This is a genomic window from Streptomyces sp. NPDC057287 (assembly GCF_042667905.1).
Lineage (GTDB): Bacteria > Actinomycetota > Actinomycetes > Streptomycetales > Streptomycetaceae > Streptomyces.
In genome coordinates, this window is record NZ_JBHUYV010000002.1 from 234,730 (window position 1) to 252,854 (window position 18,125).

An 18,125-nucleotide genomic window follows, 5' to 3' on the forward strand; every position below is an offset into this window, starting at 1 on the left:
GGCGGATCCGCCACGCGACCACGACACGGAGAGGACGCCGGCATGAGGGCGCGCCTGCGCACAGCGGCCCTGCTCGCGGCCTGTTTCCCCCTCGCGGCCTGCGGCATCCAGGAGACGGACGTCATCGGTGCGGGAAGCGCCGCGACCGTCGACGTACTCCCCGCCCGTCAGGTGCGGATGCTTCTGTTCTTCCTCTCCCCGGACGCCGTGCTGGTGCCCGTTCCCCGGATCGTCGGCGACAGTGTGTCCGCCGGTGAACAGCAGGGCCCGGACAGCGGTGAGGAGGCCACTCCGCCTGCCACGGAGAAGACCGTCACCGCGCTGCTGGCAGGCCCGAACGAGGCGGAGCGGCGGGCGGGCCTCCTCAACGATGCGTCGCTGCCGGATGCGGCGACGACAGAGGTGTCCGACAACGCGGTGGAAGTCACGCTGGCCACCCCGCTCGACGCGCTCACCCGGCCCGCCGAGTGGCAACTCATCTGCACGGCGGCGTTCGCGAAGAGCGCCCAGGGCGCAGCGACGGTGACGCTGCGGGGCACGGACGGCACGCGTGGCCCCGCACGGTGCGACCTCCGGCCGGGTGCCGAACAGGCCGCTGCCGGGACGGCTCCGCGCTGAAGCAGCCGGTTCGCCACGTGTCGTGACCGTCCTGGTCGCCCGGCTGCCGGCCGGCGACGTCGGCGGCGGGCGGGATCACCGCCGCCGACGTCGTTGTCGACACCTTCCTGCACGGGCTGGGAGCAACGGCCCGACGGGGAACCGACTTCCGTCGACAGGTGGGGGATCGCCGGGTTGCCGACGCCGTTCCGAGGCGTCGAGGGGACCGGGGACCGGGGGCCGTCCCGTCGACCGGGCGGGGCGAGTCAGGCCTTGTTCTCGGGCGAAAGCGAAGGCGGGGCCACGGCCCGGAGGAAGGCCTGGGTGAACCCCTCGATGGTCTCGTCCACCGTGGGCAGGTCTGCCGCGGCGACCCGGCTCGTCACGGGGCGCAGCAGGAAGTGCAGGAAGATGGGGCTGGTCATCTGTTGTGTGAGCAGCAACGGCGGCATGTCACGGATACGGCCGGCGGCGGCTTCTCCGGAGAGCCATGCGCCGAGGCCGGCCAGCAGGCGGGGGGTGACGGTCCGGAAGACCATCTGGACGTTCTCGTCACCGGGGCGGGCGAAGACCTCCGCCAGGAGGGCCGGCAGGACGCGTGGTTCCCGCTCGAGGGCGCCGGCCAGCAGCCGGTAGAGCTGCCGGACGGTGTCCTCCAGGTCGCCGCGGGGGCCGGCCAGGAACGTCTCGACGTCGACGATGGGGCTGTGGCGCTCGAACACCGCGCGCAGAAGCTCGTCCCGGCCGCCGAACGTCGCGTAGAGACTCGGTACGGAGCACCCGGCCGAGGCTGCCACGCGCTCGAAGGTCACCGTCCCCAGTCCCTGCCTGCTGATCAGGGTCGCCGTGGCCTCGATGGCACGTTCCCTCACCGGCTTTCGTCCTCCCGGCTCCACCCCGGCGGCGCGCAGCGCCTCGTCCAGGGCGTGCCGGGTGCCGCCCAGCCGGCGCAGCAGCGTGCTGCGGGAGATTCCGGCCTCCAGGGCGATGTCGCGCAAGGTCACGTCCGCCGCGGGCACGCCTCGTGCGTCCGCGGCGCGCAGAGTGGCGTCGACGATCTCCTGGGGAACAGAGAATTCTCCGCTACTTGGCATACCTTTTAATTTACGGTGTATTCGAGTACCGGTCCAGCAGGCTTCCAGCGGTCCGGAGTCGTGGCTGCGCGAGTGCCGGAGTCCGGAGCGACAGCTGTGGCCGACGCTTCGGAAGCAGGGCGGCACCGAGTGCTCGGCAATGCCAGGACCTCCATGTGGAATCTCAGTACATGTAATCTATACTTGAGTTCCAGACCGATGGCCGGTCGCCTTCCCGGGCGCGGGCCGCAGCGCCGCAGGAAGGCGAAGTGCCCGGCGTCGCGACATCATGGGTTCACCGACCCGATGGGAGGCGGTGACGACATCATGGCAGTGGGCAGGACGGGCGACTGCGATTCGCCGGCCGAGGTGGCGGCCGTGCTGATCGATCGTCGTGGTGTCGTGACCGGCTTGTCCCGCACCGCGGAGGATCTCCTGGGGCGACCGGCTGCTGACGTCGTCGGCCGTTCCGTCCTCCGGCTCCTCGCCGAGCCCCGTGCCGCTGCTCCCGGCGGGCTGCCGGACAGCGGCGACGCCAGGCTGCTGTGCGGCTCCGGAGAGGTCGTCAGGGTGTGTTACCGCTCCGAAAGCCTGGGTGGTTCCGCGCCGACACTGATCCTGGCCACCGCGCCGGACCAGGTGTCCGGGCCCGGGTGGGACGAAGCCCTGGCGCGGGCGCTGCTCGGCCAGGACCGCATCGGCATCGTCCTCCGGGACGCCGACCTGACGGTGGTGCGGACCAACCTGAAGGACGGCGCGTTCGCCGGACCGGCACTTCCTCCGGGCACTCGTCTGGCCGACGTGATGCACCCGGCCGACGCGGCCGCCGTCGAAGAATCGCTGCGGGACGTGCTGGAGACGGGCGTGCCCTTCGCCGCACGTGAGCAGCGGGTGCGGTCCGCCCGGGCCCCGCACGGCGACTGGTCGTTGTCCGTGTCCGCCGTACGGACCGAGGACGCTCAGGGGCGGCCCACAGGTGTCGCCGTCCTGTTCACCGACGCCACGAAACACTGGCAGGCCGAACGGCGGCGGGAGCTGCGCCATCGCGCGTCGGCGGCGATCGGAGGCACGCTCGACATCAACAGGACGGCGCAGGAGATCGTCGACCTGCTGGTACCCGACTTCGCCGATCTCGCGTGGGTCGATCTGGCCGACGCCGTCCTCACCGGAGACGAACCGCCGAAGACCTTCGGTGGGGGCGATCTCCACCTGCGCCGGGCGACGTGCCGCATCGCGAACGGCCCGTGGCCTCCCGAAATGCTCCAGCTCGGCGAAGCGGTGCCGCCCTTCCCCGACCTGCCCGTGGTCCGTGAACTCCAAGAAGGCGGTACGACGGTGATCGGCCGGGCTGCCCTGGAGCGGGGCCTGGCCGATCCGGCCCATGTGCGACTCGCGGCACCCGACGGTGGTCACTCGATGATCGTGGCCCCGCTCTTCGCGCGCGGCCTCGTGCTGGGAGTGGTGGTCGCCTGGCGCATCGACCGGATCGAGCCGTTCGACGAGGAGGACGTTGCCCTCTTCACCGAAATCGCGGCCCATGTGGCCCTCGGCGTGGACAACGCCCGCCGCTACGCACGCGAGCACCGTGCCGCGGCCGCACTCCAGCAACGCCTGCTGCCGCAGACGTACATGTCCACCCGGGTGATGGAGACGGCTGGCGCGTACGTGCCCGCCGGAGGCGGAGCCGAGATCGGCGGTGACTGGTTCGACGCGATCGAACTCCCCTCGCTCCGTACCGCCCTCGTCGTCGGAGACGTGACAGGTCACGGACTGCACGCGACAGCCACCATGGGACGACTGCGCACCGCCGTGCAGACGCTGGCGGACCTGGAACTGGCGCCCGACGAACTGCTGACGCATCTCGACGACCTGGTGACCCGGCTGGCCGACGAGGCGGATCCCGCGCACCACGACATGGTCGGCGCCACCTGTCTGGTGGCCGTGCACGATCCGGTCACCGGGCGCTGCACGATGGCCGCGGCGGGGCACCCGCCACCCCTCCTGGCCCTGGCGAACGGCCGTGCCGTGCCGGTGGCCGTACGGCCGGGACCACCGCTCGGTGTCGGCGGCCTGCCCTTCGAGACGACCACCGTCGCCGTACCCCCGGGCAGCATCATCGCCCTGTACACCGACGGCCTGCTCCAGCGGTACGGCTCCGACATCGACGGCTCCACGCAGGACCTGGCGGATCGCCTGACGGGGCTCCGGCGCAGCAAGGACGACCTTCCCTCGCTCGCTCGGGCCCTGATGTCCGGCACCGCAGGGCCACCGCAGCCCGACGACGCCGCCCTCCTCCTCGCGCGTACCTCCGCACTGGAGGAGGACGCCGTGGCCAGCTGGGAATTCCCGGCCGACCCGGCCGCGGTGGCCTCCGCACGAGCCGCGGCGACCGGGAAGCTGGCCGAATGGAGACTCGACGACCACGCCTTCGTGACCGAACTGATCGTCAGCGAACTGGTCACCAACGCCGTTCGGTACGGGGGCGGCCCCGTAGGCCTGCGCCTGATCCGCGACGGTGTCCTGCTCTGCGAAGTCACCGACCCGAGCAACACCCAGCCCCGCATGCGCCGCGCCCGCACCACCGACGAAGGGGGCCGTGGGCTGTTCCTGGTGGCCCAGCTCAGCCGCCGGTGGGGAAGCAGGTACGGACTGAGCGGCAAGACCATCTGGGCCGAGCAGGAACTGTCCGAATGAGGCGGCCGCCGCGGCCCGGCGGCGGACGGCTCCGCGGTCAGAGGCAGGCCATGACCTCGGCCGATGTCATGGGCGTGGAGAACATCGGGTAGTCGTAGGTGAGTGCGTTCTCGTGCTCCTCCTGGGAAGTGGCGGCGACGCAGTCCGGCAGCGTGATGACGCGGTAACCGTTCTCGTACCCGGTGCGCATCGTCGACTCGACACAGCAGTTGGTGAGGAAGCCGCCGAGGATGATCGTGTCGATCCCCTTGTTCCTCAGGATGAAGTCGAGGTTCGTGCTCGCGAAGGTGTCGAGGCCGCGCTTGCCCTCGATCACGATGTCACCCTGGGCAGGGGCGAGGTCGTCCACGATCGCGGCGCCCCAGGTGTCCTTCACGAATGCCGACCCCTCGACGACGCCCTTGAGGATGCCGTACGGGTGCCGGGACAGCTCGCCGTAGCCGGGGGCGAAGGTGATGGGCGCGTGCATGATCGTGACGCCCGCGGCGCGCGCGGCTCCGGCCAGCGTGACGGTGTTCGCGAGCATGGCGGTCTTCTCCATCACTCCCGCCACAGCGCCGTTGAGCGCCCCGCCCTCGCTGGTGAAGTCGTTCTGGTACTCGATCAGGACGAGTGCGGTCTTCTCCGGATCCAGGCGGAAGGTCTCGGACATGACGGCTCCTTAGTGATCTGGGACGCACGAGCTGCATGGATATCCTGCCTGACATCGGGAGCAACCGGACGGTGTTGGGCGGGATCGGTGCGCGGCGTCGCGGGCTCTCCCGGTGTCGGACCGCGGATGTGCACGGTCTGTCCGGAGACTTCGGTGATCACGGGTGCGGATTCAGCCGGTCGTGCGTCACTCGATCAAGTCGACCTGCGCCGGGGTGCTGCGGTCGGTCATTGCCAGATGTCCAGCTCGGCTGCGACGAGTTCGGAGCGGGTCAGCTCCAGCAGTCGGCCCATCCAGTTCCGGCCTTCGAGCCCCCGCTGCCCCCAGAAGTTCGATTCGATCTCGGTGTAGATCAATCGGGTGGCGCCTGTGGTCGTAAGCGTCTTGGCGAACTCGGGGTGTTGCTGGAACTTCGCGCGCAGCAGGCGCGTCATGACGGCGACCCGAACGCGAGGCCAGTCGTCACGCAGGGTGGAAGCCTCGGCGAGCTTCCGTGCGTCATACGGTCGTTCCGCGCCGAGGATCTCGGCCCGTCGGTGTTCATCGGCGACCGCCAATGCCCAGTAGGCGTGCGCAACCGTGGGGTAGGTCCGACCGCCCACGGCGATCGGCGCGGGGAACTCGTTGCGCAGCACGTGGGTGCCCGGGTCCTCGGGCCAACCGCGAGGGAAGACGACCTGGTGGAGCTGGATGCTGTTCTCGACCGGTTCGGTCGGGCCGTCGGCGGGTGTCTTCGTCTCGTGCTGCTTGCGCAGTTGCTCGCGCTCCGCGAAGTACTCCAAGGCGGATTCGTGCATCTCGGCGCTTACCTCGACGGTGTTTCCGTTCCACAGCTCGATCTGGTTCCCCGGGCCGGTCACGATCACCCTCAGGGGGAAGTCCTTGCGGTCCATGTCGCCCAGGGCGTATCTCCGCAGGTGTTCCGGAATGGCCTCGTAGGCTTTGCCGACGGCGGTCCGGTTGGCCTCGGTCGGCTGCTCCCGGAAGGCGTCGACGGCAGTGAGGCAGCGCCGCATCGAGTCCGGGCGGCCGTTGAGGTTGTCGATGTCGTCTCGGACCTCGCCGAGCAGCATCTCGGGGGTCAGCCAGGTCTTCGGCTCGGCGAACTTCCACGAGGCGAGGTGGTGGGCCGATGCCTGGGCGCCTTCGGGCAGGTCGGTGGCGACCCATCCGGAGGCGAGCTTGCCGGCGAAGCCCTCCAGGGTCTCCAACCCCCAGCAGTCGACCATTCCGTCGGCGTAGATCAGCAGGTCGGTGAGGAAGTAGGTTCCGCCGTTGTGGATGAAGGCGTGCCGCCAGGTGCCCTCGATGCGCTCGCCGTCCACGTTCCGCCACGTCCGCTGTCGTATCGCCATGCGCGACAGGGTAGCTGTGCGCGCTCCCACAAGATCGGGATATTTCGGCTCGGGTCGTCCAGGCATCTCCGCGTGGGGTTCGCCGCGTTCGTCCAGCAGGTTGCGGATGTGCTCGGCAAGGCGTCGGTGTCGTTCGACCTCGCGGCCCCAGCCTCGCTCCTCGGCGTCGAGCGCCGGCTGTTCTTCGACACACAGCCGCTCCAGGTCCTTCCGGCCCGCACGGCCTACGCCACCGCTGCCGGTGTGGACGAGTCGCTGATCGTCCACACCGGAGAGGGCAGTGCGCCAGGGGCTGCCGGAGTGCGGCCGGTGCGGCCGACTGCCCCGCGAGATCAGCCCCCTGGAAGGCGCGGACCGGTCCCGCAGGGCCTCAGGCCCGGTATCAGGAGCTTTGTCCCGCCCGGTTCACCAGGTCGAAGAAGGTGTCGCCGCGGACGATTTCGAACGGGTCCTCCAGCAGTGTGCCGAGTTCGGCGATGTCACCGGGAGTCCAGCTCCAGGCGTTGACCGCGCCGGCGATGAACAGCGGCGCGGTACCGTCCCAGCCCTCGATGTGCCGGAGCAGGCCGTCCCGGTACTCCGCGGCCTTCCCCTGCGGGTAGAAGTTGCCGATCACAGGCATCCCGGCCGGGCGGGTCAGCAGGTCTCCGGTCTCCCAGGACTGGATGATCCCGCGCAGCGGGGTGTGCTCCCGGTAGGAGCGGACGACGCGTTCCTCGAACGGGACCCATCCGTCGCCCGCCGCGTTGCGGGGGTTGTACGCGTAGACGAGGTCCATGCCGGTACGGCGCAGAAAGCGTCCGGTGAGGTCGGTGTACGCGTCCAGGGCGTCCTCGGGCCAGGCACCGGGATACGTGTAGCCGGCGCCGGAAGGGCCTGCTATCAGCAGGTCGTTGTCGGTGGCGGTGGCCTGGTAGTGCGCCAGCAGCGCGGGGCCGATGTCCGCGAGCAGCGGGCTGACGGTCCAGTTGACGGGTACGCGGCCCCGCTCGGGGTGGTCCCAGATGGTCCGCATGCGGCGCTGGCAGTACTGGATGTTGTCCCCCTCGCCGACGGTGAGGGTGAGGTAGACGCGGTTGCGGAGCGCGGCCTTCGGCCTCGACCGGACCTTGTCCGAGATCTTCGCGGGGATGCCGGCGTGCACGGTGCCGTTCATGTAGAAGTCCGCGGGCACCACTTCGACGGCGTGCCGGGACGCGCGGTCGACTCCTCCCCACTCTCCCGCGACGTCGTTGGAGAACCAGCCCGCGTAGGGGGTGGTGGGTTCTACCCGCCCGAAGATCTCATCGAGGAGCGTGCCGGTCCCGCCGGACGGCGGCAGCCACACGACCATGGCCCGGCCCGCGACGACGTAGTCCCGGAAGTAGGGGAACGGCTCCACCCTGGTGGGTGCGGTGGCGGTGGCGGAAACGAGATACTGGTTCCACAGGTCGACCTCGACCAGAAGCCGGCGCGTGCCGGGCGGCGGAGCGAAGTGGTAGATGAAGTACCCGTCGCCGTCACAGAACCGGTTGGCGTTGTCGCCGATCGAGGAGCTGGAGCCGTCGAAGAGGTGGGGCACCTCGTCGGCCGTACCGGGAGAGAAGGCCGCGATCACCCGTCCGTCGTCGGCCGTCACCTTGACCGAACCCACCGACGCTCCCCAGCCGTCCTCGCCGAAGGAGTCCTGGAAGCGCAGGTAGACACCGTCGCCGTCGGACAGCTCCGCGCTCAGGTCGAAAGTGCGGATCCGCCGGTTCGACGCGTCGCGGACGCGTGCGGTCTCCCGGGCGATCTCGCCCCACCGCACGCCTTCCGCCCGGACGGTACGTGTGGGCGGCAGCCCTGCCAGCAGCGTGTGGGTGCAGCGCGGGAAGAGATGGTCCAGCTGCCAGCGGTAGGTGCCGACCACGTCGTTCGCGTCGAAGCGCCCCCGCAGGTCGACGACGGTCCTCAGGCGGTGCTCACGAGCCTGTTCGGCGGTGGCGGCGACGGCGTTCTCCAGACCGGCCAGGGTCGTCGCCACGTTCACCGAGTCGGGGACGTCGGGGTCGTGCAGAATCGCGCCGCGCGTTTCGTTGCGGTAGAGCGCGACGAGGTCGAGGGCGTTGTCGTGGCGGGTGACCGACGCGCCGGTGCCGGGCAGCCAGCGGAGGTCGACGTCGTTCGCGTCGAAGTTGAAGTAGAGGCGTGGGCGCCGACGGTTGACCACGCCCTGAAGAGTCGTCAGCAGCAGCTGGTCGTGGCCGTCGAGGGATTGGACGTCCGCCACGTCGAGCCGGGTGGGACGGCCGAATGACGGCAGCAGAGGGACGGCCGGTCCGGCCGGGGCCGCGTCGGCCCGATGAGGCAGGGAGATCCCGAGCCCGCCGGCTGCCAGGGCTGCTCCGCCTGCTTGCAAAAGAGTTCTCCGGGACACCATCCGCGATCACTGCTCCTTGGGAGAAGAGGGAATGACATCGTTGTCAAACAATCGCTGAAGGTAGCGGCAGGTAGAGGAGTTGTCCATGGTGCGTACAGGGGAACGGGCGGGGCCCGACCGGCGGGAGGTGCGTCCCTAGCGGTCGGGCCACGCCTAAAGTGGCCCGACGAGCGGCACATTCCTGTCGCTGACCGTGTCCCCGGAGTGTGACCGTGCGCTTGCTGCTGACATCGGATACGCACCTTCCCAAGCGGGCCGCGCAACTGCCCGCGCGCCTCCTCGCGGACATGGACGCGGCCGATGCCGTCCTCCACGCCGGGGACTGGGTGGACGTGGCGACCCTGGACCTGTTCGAGGCCCGCTCGCGACGCCTCGTCGGCGTCTTCGGCAACAACGACGGGCCCGAGCTGAGATCCAGGCTCACCGCGTTCGCCCGCGTGGAGTGCGAGGGGCTCCGTCTCGGCATCGTGCACGAGACGGGGGCGTCGCAGGGGCGGGAGAAGCGGTGCGCGGACCGCTACCCCGATCTCGACGTCCTGGTGTTCGGCCACAGCCACATCCCCTGGGACACCACCGCCCCCGGCGGACTGCGCCTGCTCAATCCGGGCTCGCCGACCGACAGGCGCCGGCAGCCGTACTGCACCTACATGACCGCCGAGGTCGTGGACGCGCGCATCGACGTGCGACTGCACCGCCTTCCGCGTCGTGCGTGACGAAGGCCCGGAGACCGCCCGGCACAGGCTCGGGGCCGCGGAAGACGGACGCGGACGGCGGCGGGGAGCGCTACCCGCTCTCCGCCGGACAGCTCGCCGCCGGGCAGGTCACCAGTCGTGGACCGTCCCGTCGTGCAGGCGGTTGACCGGGAGGTAGGCCGCCTCGTAGGGATGCGCGGCCGCCAGGTCCTCGTCCAGCTCGACCCCGATGCCCGGAGCCTCGCCCGGGTGGAGGTGGCCGTCCTCGAAGGTGTACGCGTGGCGGAACACCTCGTTCGTGAGCGGGGTGTGGCCCGAGTACTCCTGGATGCCGAAGTTGTGCACGGCGAGGTCGAGGTGGACGGCGGCCGCCATGCCGACCGGGGAGATGTCCTCCGGTCCGTGGATCGCGCTCTTGATCTGGTACTGCGCGGCGAAGTCGAAGAGCTTGCGCAGCGGGGTGACGCCCCCGAAGTGGGTCACCGCGGAACGCACGTAGTCGATCAACTGCTCGGTGATCAGGGACTGGTAGTCGTAGACCGTGTTGAAGACCTCGCCGACGGCCAGGGGAGTGGTGGTGTGGCGGCGGACCAGGCGCAGAGCCTCCTGGTTCTCCGCGGGCGTGCAGTCCTCGAGCCAGAACAGGCGGTACGGCTCCAGGTCCTTGCCGAGGCGGGCGGCCTGGATGGGGGTGAGCCGGTGGTGCGCGTCGTGGAGGAGGGGCAGGTCGGGGCCGAACTCGGCGCGCACGGCCTCCAGCACGGACGGCATGTGACGCAGATAGGCATCGGTGTCCCAGTCCTCGACCAGGGGCCGGGCCTGCTGGTGCAGGACGGGGGAGCCGTCGTCGTCCGTGCTCGACACGCCGTAGACGGCTTTCAGCCCGGGGATGCCGGTCTGTACGCGGACGGCGGGGTAGCCCTCGGCGAGGCGGGCCCGGACGGAGTCGAGGAGCTCGGGGATGTCACGGCCGTTGGCGTGGCCGTAGGTCCCCACCCGGGTGCGGCTGGCGCCGCCGAGGAGCTGGTAGAGGGGGAGTCCCGCGGCCTTCGCCTTGATGTCCCACAGCGCGACGTCGACGGCGGCGATCGCCGCCATCGTCACCGGCCCGCGCCGCCAGTACGCACCCCTGTACAGGGACTGCCAGGTGTCCTCGACGCGGTGCGGGTCGAGGCCGATGAGGAGGGGTGCGACGTGGTCCTCGAGGTAACTGACCACGGCCAGTTCCCGGCCGTTGAGCGTGGCGTCGCCGAGGCCGGTGATCCCCTCGTCGGTCGTCAGTTTGAGGGTGACGAAGTTGCGGCCGGGGCTGGTGACGAGGACCTTCGCGTCGACAATTTTCATGGGGGTACTTTCTTCCGAATGCGGTGGTGAGGGGCGTTCAGCCCTTGGTGGCGCCGGAGGTCAGACCGGCCACCAGGTACTTCTGTCCGAGGACGGCGGCGAGGACGACGGGGACGGTGATGAGCGTCGCCGCGGCCATCAGCCCGCCCCAGTCGGTGCTCGCGTACGAGATGAAGTTGAAGAGGGTCACCGGGACCGTCTGGGTGCGGTCGTCGGCGAAGATCAGCGCGAACATGAAGTTGTTCCAGCTGAAGACGAAGGCGAGGAGGGAGGCTGTCGCCGTACCGGGGGCCGCGAGCGGCAGCGAGATGCGCCAGAAGGCTCCGAACGCGCTCAGACCGTCGGTGCGCGCCGCCTCCTCCAGCTCCACCGGCAGGCCGGCGAAGAAGCTGATCATGATCCACATGATGAGCGGGACGGAGACGAACATCTGGCTGAGGATCAGCACGGTGTAGGAGCCGACGAGGCCCATCCGCGCGAACAGGTAGTACCAGGGGACGAGCAGCGAGATGGCCGGCACGATGCGGGCGACCAGGATCAGTGATCCGGTGCGGCGCATGTCGAACCGTCCGACCGCCCAGGCGGCGGGCACCGCGATGACGGCGGAGAGCACGGTCGAGACCACGCCGACCAGCAGGGAGTTGCCCATCGACCGCAGGATCTGTCCGGCCTCCACGATGCTGCGGAAGTTCTCCAGAGTGGGGCTGAACCACAGCCCGACCGACGGATCGGTCACCTGGACGTTGGTCTTGAAGGCCGCGGCGAACATCCATACCAGGGGCAGCGCGAAGACGAGCGTCACGACTGCGATGGTGATGCCGCGCAGCCACGAGAGGGCTGTGCGCCGGCGCAGGTGTGCCCGGACGGGTACGGGGGTGACGGTGGCACTCATGCGGTCTTCCTTCCGCCCCGGCGGCGCAGCAGCACCACGACGCCGATGATGAAGAGCGTGAACAGGACCAGGACGGCGGCGGCCAGGCCGTACTCCTGGTAGTCGAAGGTGAGCCCGTAGGCGTAGACGTTGAGGGTCTCCACCTCGAAGTCCGAGCCGCCGCCCGCGCCCTTGGTGGCGTAGAGGATGTCGAAGGTCTTGAGCGCGTCCACGGCGCGCAGGACCAGGGCGGTGGCGAGCGTCGGTCCGAGCATGGGCAGGACGACGTGCCGGAACCGCTGCCAGCCGTTCGCCCCGTCGACGCGGGCCGCCTCTTCCGGCTCCTCGGGGAGTGTGGTCAGGCCGGCGAGCAGAAGAAGGGTCATCATGGGCGTCCACTGCCAGACGTCGATGAGCATGAGGGTCGGCAGCGACTGGCTCACGGAGCCCAGGAACTCCTGGCGGGGCAGACCCACTCCGGCGAGCAGATGGTTGGCTATGCCGTTGGTGGGGTCGAGGATCAGCAGCCAGAGGATGCCGATCGCCACCGGAGTGGTGAGAAGCGGGATGATCAGGACCGTACGCACCCACCGCATGCCGCGGAACGGCTTGCGCATGAGCATCGCCAGGGCGAGACCGAGCACCGTCTCCAGGACCACCGCGCCGACGGTGAAGAACAGCGTGCGCTGCGCGGCGGGCCAGAACCGGCGGGTGTCGCCGAGGGCGTCGGCGAAGTTCTGCAGGCCGACGTACCCCTTGCCCGCGTTCACCGCGCCGAAGGCGTCGGTGAGGCTGAGGTCGATGGTGTAGACCAGCGGGAAGACGATCATCAGGCCGACGAACAGCAGCGCGGGGGCGAGCATCGTCCACTTCAGGCGGCGGTTGGCCTGTTCGAAGGTGCGGGGACGGCGCACGGGGGACGGTCCCGTGCCCGGCGCGGCAGCCGGGCGGGCGGTCGGGGAGACCTCTGTGGTGGACATCAGGACTCCTTGTGGCGGTTGTCGCGGACGAGGAAATCGGCGAACTCCGCATCGGCGTCACGAGCCACCGGCCGTACGTCGTTGCCGAGGATGCCCGCGACCAGGGGACGCCCCACGATGTCCCGTGCGCGGCCGACCTGCAGGACGCGGGGCCTGTCGTAGCCCAGCCCCCGTTCCGCGTTGAGCCGCATGGCCTCGGCGAGGTCCGGAGGGAAGGAGGCCAGGGACTCGGGGTCGGACCACACCGAGCTTCGCGCTCCGGGGATGCCGTCCTTCTGGAGGGCCGCGGTCACCTCGGGACCGGCGGCCCACTTGATGAACTCCCAGGCGTCGTCGCGCAGCAGGGAGAACTTGCTGATGCCGAGACTCCAGGACGGGATGTTGTGCGGCCGGGCTCCGGCCGGTCCCGCCGGGAAGGGCGCGAAGCCTACGGTCCCGCGTACGGTCGACACCTTCGGGTCGAGGAAGCTGCTGTAGATCGCGTCGGCGTCGATGTAGAAGGCGGCCTTGCCCTGGGCGAAGATCGGCATGGCCTGTTCGAGGCTCATGTTGGTGGCGCCGGGCGGGCCCGTCCTCGACAGGAGCCTGCCGTAGTACTCGTACGCGGCGAGAGCCTCGGGTGTGCCGATGCCGGACCTGCCCCGTACGACGAAGTCCCCGCCGTGCGAGTAGAGGAAGCTCGACCACTGGGACACGGCGCCGCTGCGCTGGCCCCGGCCGACGAAGCCGTAGAAGCCCTTCTTCTTCTCGGTGAGTTCCTGGGCGGCCGACATCAGCGCCTCCAGGGTGCGGGGTGGTCCGCCGAAGCCCTCCACGAGGTCCTTGCGGTAGTACAGCGCCGGCCGCTCGGTGACCACGGGGACACTCAGCACCTTGCCCGCCGTCAGGGAGGCCTCGCGGGGGGCCTTCTGGAAGTCCGACCAGGCGAAGTCCTCGTCCTGGGCGACGCGGTCGCTCAGGTCGGTCAGCCAGCCGTTGTGGGCGAAGAGCAGCTGTTCCTGGAGCGCACGGACCATCATGACGTCCACGTCGGTGCCCGAGGCGTTGAGCTTCACGTTGTAGCTGCTCGCCAGCTGGTCCGCGGTGAGCAGGGTCATGGAGACCCGCCGCCCGATACGCTCCTCGAACTCCTCGGTCCGGCGCCGGATCGCCTGGGACCACACGTGGTTGATCGCCATGATCCGCAAGGGGGTGTCGGCCGACGGCCGCCCGCCCCTGGTCGTACACGCGCCGAGCGCTCCCATACCGGCGGCTCCCGCGACCCCTGCCGCCAGCCTGCCGAAGGAGCGCCGGCTGAGGAGCTGGCTGCTCGTGGACATCGTCGTCCTCGTCTCTCTGCGCTGTCGTGCGTCACGCTCACCGGAGGCGCGTGGCCTCCGTGAGAGCTCCGATCCGTCTGGCCCAACTGGTAGGACCAGTTGAACCAGACGGACGTTAGCAGGAGGAAGGCGCACCGAACAGCCCCTGCAGGGCTCGGATTCGTGGAGCGCCGGTGTACCCCGCCGAGTCGCGGGGCGCCGGTCGTCCCCGGTAGGCCGGTCACGACGGGCTCCTCGCCCGTCCCGGCACCGCCGTCCTACCGGTTCCCGGTCTCGTCCAGCAGCGCTTCGATGTGGTTGCGCGCCATGATGTCGACCTGGACGTCGAGGTCCTTGCCGTACGTGCGCAGCCCGAGCATCAGGTGCTCCCGCATCCGCTCACCGGCCAGGTCCACGTCGCGCGCCTCGATGGCCTCGAAGATCTCCGGGTGGTGCGGAACACCGGGCTCGCCGATCGAGGGGTCGGAGTTGGAGCGCAGCATCATCTCGAACATCATCCCGCTGATCGACGAGAGCATGATCCGCAGGACCGGATTCCTGCTCGCCTCGGCGACGGCGTCGTGAAAGGCCATGTCGGCCCGGGCCTTGACGACGACGTCGGTCGCCGACTCGAGGGCGTCGCGGGCCGCCCTCATCACCTCGATGTCCTCGTCCGTCGCGCGCTCGGTCGCCAGCCGCACCGTCTCGACCTCGAGCGGCAGCCGGGCCTCGATCAGCTGCCGGACGGTCGGCCGGCCGGCCCGGTACAGCGCGTCGTAGCCCCGCGCCTGCCCCGAGCTCTGCTCACGGACGAACGAGCCGCGACCCGGTGCGACCTCGATCAGGTGCTGGGCCTCCAGCCGCCGCAGGACTTCCCGTACTACGTTCCTGCTGGCGCCGAACTGAGCCGCGAGCTCGCGCTCGGAGGGGAGCTTCGTCCCGACGGGGATGTCACCGGACCGGATGTCGTGCTCGAGGTCCCGTGCGATCCGCTCCGTCAGGAGCCCACGCTGGGCGGGGGCCGCGGACTGGCCGGACCGCGAGGAGGAGGAAGAGGCGGACGGCTGCATCCTCGCAGCGTACAGGCTGGTCCAGGGCCTCATACGGCCGATCCGATCACTGCCGGGCGCGACCGCGCCTACTGCAACTCGGGAGCGGACGAGCCCGCTCGTGTGGCGTCCGTGCCCCAGCTCGCCAGCAGCCGGAGCGCCTCGGCGGACGCGGAGTCCGGCTCCGCGTGATAGGCGACCACCGACTGTTCCGCGTCGTCGGGCAGGGTGAACGTCTCGAAGGAGAGCGACAGTTCACCGACCAGCGGGTGGTGCAGCCGCTTGACGCCGTGGCTCTTCTCCTTGACGTCGTGCCGCGCCCACAGCCGCCGGAACTCCTCGCTCTTCACGGACAGCTCACCGACGAGCGCGGAGAGACGGGGGTCGTCGGGGTGGCAGCCCGCGTCCATCCGCAGGTAGCTGACGATGTCCGACGCCTTCTGGTCCCAGTCCATGTACAGCGCCTGGTAGTCCGGGTTCAGGAAGACCAGCCGTGCCCAGTTCCGCTCCTGCGGCGGCAGCTGCGACCAGTCGCCGAAGACCGCGGCGGCCATCCGGTTCCAGGCCAGGATCTCCGATCGCCGCCCGACGAGGTAGGCGGGAACCCCGTCCATGGTGTCGAGCAGCCGGCAGAGGGCCCCGCGCACCCGCTGCTGCCGCACCGACGGCTTCTTCCGGTGCTGCTTCGGCTTCGCGAGGTGGGTGAGATGCGCCTGCTCGGCGTCCGTCAGCCGCAGTGCGGACGCGATCGCGCCCAGCACCTCGCCGGAGACGTTCTGTCCGTTGCCCTGCTCGAGGCGTGTGTAGTAGGCCACGGACACTCCGGCCAGCTGGGCCAGCTCCTCGCGGCGCAGCCCCGGGACCCGGCGGTGGCGCCCGAAGTCGGGCAGGCCCACGTCCTCCGGCTTCAGGCGGGCGCGCCGGCTGCGCAGGAACTCGCTGAGCTCGGCGCGCCGGTCGATGGCGTGCCCCGGGGCGGGACCGGGGCCGCGGGTGCCGGCCGACCGGCGTTCGGGTACAGGCTGCTGCTCCTCCATGTGTCCAGTATCCACGGTCGTACGCACACCATCCTGTCCCCGCCAGTAGTAGGACCACTGGACGTAGGTACAACTGTGGCCTGGGTGAATGCCGTGAGGTGGGGCAGGCTGGAGGCTGCGCCCGGACCGAAGGCTGCCGGGCACAGGACCACTCCCTTAGGAGCATTCCCGCATGACCACTGTCGCTGCGTACGCCGCCCCCTCCGCCAAGGCTCCGCTCGAGCGCACCACCATCGAGCGGCGTGCGGTCGGCGAGTTCGACGTCCTGATCGACATCAAGTTCGCCGGCATCTGCCACTCGGACATCCACCAGGCCCGCGACGGGTGGAGCGAGGGCATGTTCCCGATGGTGCCCGGCCACGAGATAGCCGGCATCGTCACCGAGACCGGCCCCGGCGTCACCAAATTCGCCGTGGGCGACCGGGTGGGCGTCGGCTGCATGGTCGACTCCTGCCGCGAGTGCGACAACTGCAAGGCCGGCCTCGAGCAGTACTGCGTCAAGGGCAACACCGGCACGTACAACGCCCTCGACAAGAACGGCGACCCCACCTACGGCGGCTACTCCACGCACATCGTCGTGGACGAGAACTACACCGTCCGCATCCCCGACGGCCTGAAGCTGGACGAGGCCGCGCCGCTGCTCTGCGCGGGCATCACCACGTACTCCCCGCTGAAGCACTGGAAGGCCGGCCCCGGCAAGAAGGTCGCCGTCCTCGGCATGGGCGGCCTCGGGCACGTGGGCGTCAAGATCGCGCACGCGCTCGGTGCGGAGGTGACCGTGCTCTCGCAGTCCCTGCGCAAGCAGGACGACGGGCTGAAGCTCGGCGCCGACCACTACTACGCCACCAGCGACCCGAAGACCTTCGAGGAGCTGGCCGGCACGTTCGACATCATCCTGTCCACGGTGTCTGCGCCCCTCGACTTCGGCGCCTACCTCGCCCTCCTGAAGACGGACGGCGCGCTGGTGAACGTGGGCGCGCCCGAAGAGCCCATCTCCGTCAACCTCTTCTCCCTGATCGGCGGACGCAAGTCCCTCTCGGGCTCCGGCATCGGAGGCATCCAGGAGACCCAGGAGATGCTGGACTTCTGCGCCGAGCACGGATTCGGCGCGGAGATCGAACTGATCGGCGCGTCCGAGATCAACGAGGCGTACGAGCGCGTGCTGAACAGCGACGTCCGCTACCGGTTCGTGATCGACGCGGCGACCATCTGAGGTCCCCGACCCGTCCGCCCCGCCTGCTCAGCCGTCGTTGCGCAGGTGGGGCGGGAGCGTCGTGGCGGTGTCGAGGAAGAAGGAATCGATGCTCTGGACCGTCTCCATGAAGTCGTCGAGGTTGACGGGCTTGGTGACGTACGCGTTGGCGTGCTGGCGGTAGGCGTCCTCGACGTCGTCCGGAGCCGCGGACGTGGTCAGTACGACGATGGGGATGCTCGACAGATCGCTGTCGTTCTTGAGGACGTTCAGCAGCTCGCGGCCGTTCATACGGGGCATGTTCAGGTCGAGGACGATCAGGTCCGGCCGGTCGGTACGCGGATCGCGGAGGTACTCCAGCGCAGCGACCCCGTCGTCGGCCCGCTGGATCCCCCGCGCCATGCCGTGCTCGGTCAGGGCCTCCTCGATCAGCATGGCGTCGGCCATGTCGTCCTCGACGAGCAGGACGGTGTAGCTGCGGGGGGCGAGGCCGTTCATGAGCGAGCTCCGGGTCTGGTGGTGGGGTAGCGGGCGTGATGCGGGGCGAGTGGTGAAGACGAGTCCGGGCCAGCGTTTGCGGGCCCCCTGGCGGCTGACGCCCCAGGCTCTTCCGAGCTGGGGGTAGCCGGCGCCCTCCAGGGCGGCCGCCCGTGCGGCCAGTGCGGCGCATTCCTCCACCGCGCGGCCGAGGTGGGCCAGGGCGCGCAGAGAGGCCAGTGCGTCGCTCGGGGGCTCGTCCGGGCCCCCGTCGCCGGCATCCGGGGCCTGCGTGCGGAGGGTGAGCTGCCGTGCCGCTTCGGCGACGACCACTCGTGCCCGTTCGGCCAGCTCCTCCTGCTCGGGGCTCGACTGCGTCTCTACTGCCATGGATGCACCGTAGACGCCGGGGC

At 70.0% G+C, this 18,125-nt stretch carries 15 protein-coding genes; 4 read left to right on the plus strand and 11 right to left on the minus strand.

What is annotated here, in order from left to right; genetic code table 11:
- Positions 1-42 precede the first annotated feature (42 nt).
- A complete protein-coding gene (locus tag ACFUNE_RS04360) occupies positions 43-618 on the plus strand; it encodes a hypothetical protein (protein ID WP_383562077.1) in 576 nt (191 codons plus the stop codon).
- A gap of 245 nt (positions 619-863) precedes the next feature.
- On the opposite strand, the gene ACFUNE_RS04365 is transcribed toward ACFUNE_RS04360, so the two are convergent.
- A complete protein-coding gene (locus ACFUNE_RS04365) occupies positions 864-1,691 on the minus strand; it encodes a TetR/AcrR family transcriptional regulator (RefSeq protein WP_383562079.1) in 828 nt (275 codons plus the stop codon).
- Positions 1,692-1,997: 306 nt separating this feature from the next.
- Here ACFUNE_RS04365 and ACFUNE_RS04370 point away from each other — a divergent pair, with 306 nt between their 5' ends.
- A complete protein-coding gene (locus ACFUNE_RS04370) occupies positions 1,998-4,364 on the plus strand; it encodes a SpoIIE family protein phosphatase (protein ID WP_383562081.1) in 2,367 nt (788 codons plus the stop codon).
- A gap of 37 nt (positions 4,365-4,401) precedes the next feature.
- On the opposite strand, the gene ACFUNE_RS04375 is transcribed toward ACFUNE_RS04370, so the two are convergent.
- From ACFUNE_RS04375 to ACFUNE_RS04385, 3 genes are all read right to left on the minus strand, one after another.
- A complete protein-coding gene (locus tag ACFUNE_RS04375; RefSeq protein WP_383562083.1) occupies positions 4,402-5,016 on the minus strand; it encodes a cysteine hydrolase family protein in 615 nt (204 codons plus the stop codon).
- Positions 5,017-5,243: 227 nt separating this feature from the next.
- Positions 5,244-6,638 (minus strand): NADAR family protein, encoded by a 1,395-nt coding sequence (locus tag ACFUNE_RS04380; protein ID WP_383562085.1) that lies wholly within the window; start codon positions 6,636-6,638, stop codon positions 5,244-5,246.
- A 115-nt stretch (positions 6,639-6,753) separates the two neighbouring features.
- On the minus strand, positions 6,754-8,622 hold the full coding sequence (locus tag ACFUNE_RS04385; protein WP_383562087.1) for a GxGYxYP domain-containing protein: 1,869 nt from the start codon (positions 8,620-8,622) through the stop codon (positions 6,754-6,756).
- Between the two features lie 362 nt (positions 8,623-8,984).
- Between ACFUNE_RS04385 and ACFUNE_RS04390 the strand changes: the two genes are divergently transcribed.
- Positions 8,985-9,485, plus strand: coding sequence for a metallophosphoesterase family protein (locus ACFUNE_RS04390; RefSeq protein WP_383562088.1), 501 nt, complete (start codon positions 8,985-8,987; stop codon positions 9,483-9,485).
- Positions 9,486-9,593: 108 nt separating this feature from the next.
- On the opposite strand, the gene manD is transcribed toward ACFUNE_RS04390, so the two are convergent.
- From manD to ACFUNE_RS04420, 6 genes are all read right to left on the minus strand, one after another.
- Positions 9,594-10,808 (minus strand): D-mannonate dehydratase ManD, encoded by a 1,215-nt coding sequence (gene manD, locus ACFUNE_RS04395; RefSeq protein WP_383562090.1) that lies wholly within the window; start codon positions 10,806-10,808, stop codon positions 9,594-9,596.
- A gap of 37 nt (positions 10,809-10,845) precedes the next feature.
- Complete coding sequence (locus tag ACFUNE_RS04400) at positions 10,846-11,700, minus strand: carbohydrate ABC transporter permease (protein WP_383562092.1); 855 nt, start codon at positions 11,698-11,700, stop codon at positions 10,846-10,848.
- Positions 11,697-12,659 carry a carbohydrate ABC transporter permease gene (locus tag ACFUNE_RS04405; RefSeq protein WP_383562094.1) on the minus strand — a complete coding sequence of 321 codons (963 nt, stop codon included), beginning with the start codon at positions 12,657-12,659 and terminating at the stop codon, positions 11,697-11,699. The genes ACFUNE_RS04400 and ACFUNE_RS04405 overlap by 4 nt, the downstream gene beginning before the upstream one ends.
- A complete protein-coding gene (locus ACFUNE_RS04410; protein WP_383562096.1) occupies positions 12,659-13,978 on the minus strand; it encodes an ABC transporter substrate-binding protein in 1,320 nt (439 codons plus the stop codon). Before ACFUNE_RS04410 ends, ACFUNE_RS04405 begins: the two co-directional genes overlap by 1 nt.
- A 257-nt stretch (positions 13,979-14,235) precedes the next feature.
- Positions 14,236-15,027, minus strand: a complete 792-nt coding sequence (locus ACFUNE_RS04415) for a FadR/GntR family transcriptional regulator (protein ID WP_383562098.1) — start codon at positions 15,025-15,027, stop codon at positions 14,236-14,238.
- 68 nt (positions 15,028-15,095) lie between these two features.
- Complete coding sequence (locus tag ACFUNE_RS04420; RefSeq protein ID WP_383562100.1) at positions 15,096-16,043, minus strand: helix-turn-helix domain-containing protein; 948 nt, start codon at positions 16,041-16,043, stop codon at positions 15,096-15,098.
- Positions 16,044-16,215: 172 nt separating this feature from the next.
- On the opposite strand from ACFUNE_RS04420, the gene ACFUNE_RS04425 reads away from it, so the two are divergent.
- A complete protein-coding gene (locus ACFUNE_RS04425) occupies positions 16,216-17,256 on the plus strand; it encodes an NAD(P)-dependent alcohol dehydrogenase (protein ID WP_383562102.1) in 1,041 nt (346 codons plus the stop codon).
- A 27-nt stretch (positions 17,257-17,283) separates the two neighbouring features.
- On the opposite strand, the gene ACFUNE_RS04430 is transcribed toward ACFUNE_RS04425, so the two are convergent.
- On the minus strand, positions 17,284-18,102 hold the full coding sequence (locus tag ACFUNE_RS04430) for a response regulator (RefSeq protein WP_383562104.1): 819 nt from the start codon (positions 18,100-18,102) through the stop codon (positions 17,284-17,286).
- Between the last annotated feature and the right edge of the window lie 23 nt (positions 18,103-18,125).

Bases quoted from the DNA above. Each gene is read 5' to 3' on its own strand.
- ACFUNE_RS04360 (WP_383562077.1), top strand. From the start codon at position 43: ATGAGGGCGCGCCTGCGCACAGCGGCCCTGCTCGCGGCCTGTTTCCCC.
- ACFUNE_RS04365 (WP_383562079.1), bottom strand. From the start codon at position 1,691: ATGCCAAGTAGCGGAGAATTCTCTGTTCCCCAGGAGATCGTCGACGCC.
- ACFUNE_RS04370 (WP_383562081.1), top strand. From the start codon at position 1,998: ATGGCAGTGGGCAGGACGGGCGACTGCGATTCGCCGGCCGAGGTGGCG.
- ACFUNE_RS04375 (WP_383562083.1), bottom strand. From the start codon at position 5,016: ATGTCCGAGACCTTCCGCCTGGATCCGGAGAAGACCGCACTCGTCCTG.
- manD (WP_383562090.1), bottom strand. From the start codon at position 10,808: ATGAAAATTGTCGACGCGAAGGTCCTCGTCACCAGCCCCGGCCGCAAC.
- ACFUNE_RS04400 (WP_383562092.1), bottom strand. From the start codon at position 11,700: ATGAGTGCCACCGTCACCCCCGTACCCGTCCGGGCACACCTGCGCCGG.
- ACFUNE_RS04405 (WP_383562094.1), bottom strand. From the start codon at position 12,659: ATGTCCACCACAGAGGTCTCCCCGACCGCCCGCCCGGCTGCCGCGCCG.
- ACFUNE_RS04410 (WP_383562096.1), bottom strand. From the start codon at position 13,978: ATGTCCACGAGCAGCCAGCTCCTCAGCCGGCGCTCCTTCGGCAGGCTG.
- ACFUNE_RS04415 (WP_383562098.1), bottom strand. From the start codon at position 15,027: ATGCAGCCGTCCGCCTCTTCCTCCTCCTCGCGGTCCGGCCAGTCCGCG.
- ACFUNE_RS04420 (WP_383562100.1), bottom strand. From the start codon at position 16,043: ATGGAGGAGCAGCAGCCTGTACCCGAACGCCGGTCGGCCGGCACCCGC.
- ACFUNE_RS04425 (WP_383562102.1), top strand. From the start codon at position 16,216: ATGACCACTGTCGCTGCGTACGCCGCCCCCTCCGCCAAGGCTCCGCTC.
- ACFUNE_RS04430 (WP_383562104.1), bottom strand. From the start codon at position 18,102: ATGGCAGTAGAGACGCAGTCGAGCCCCGAGCAGGAGGAGCTGGCCGAA.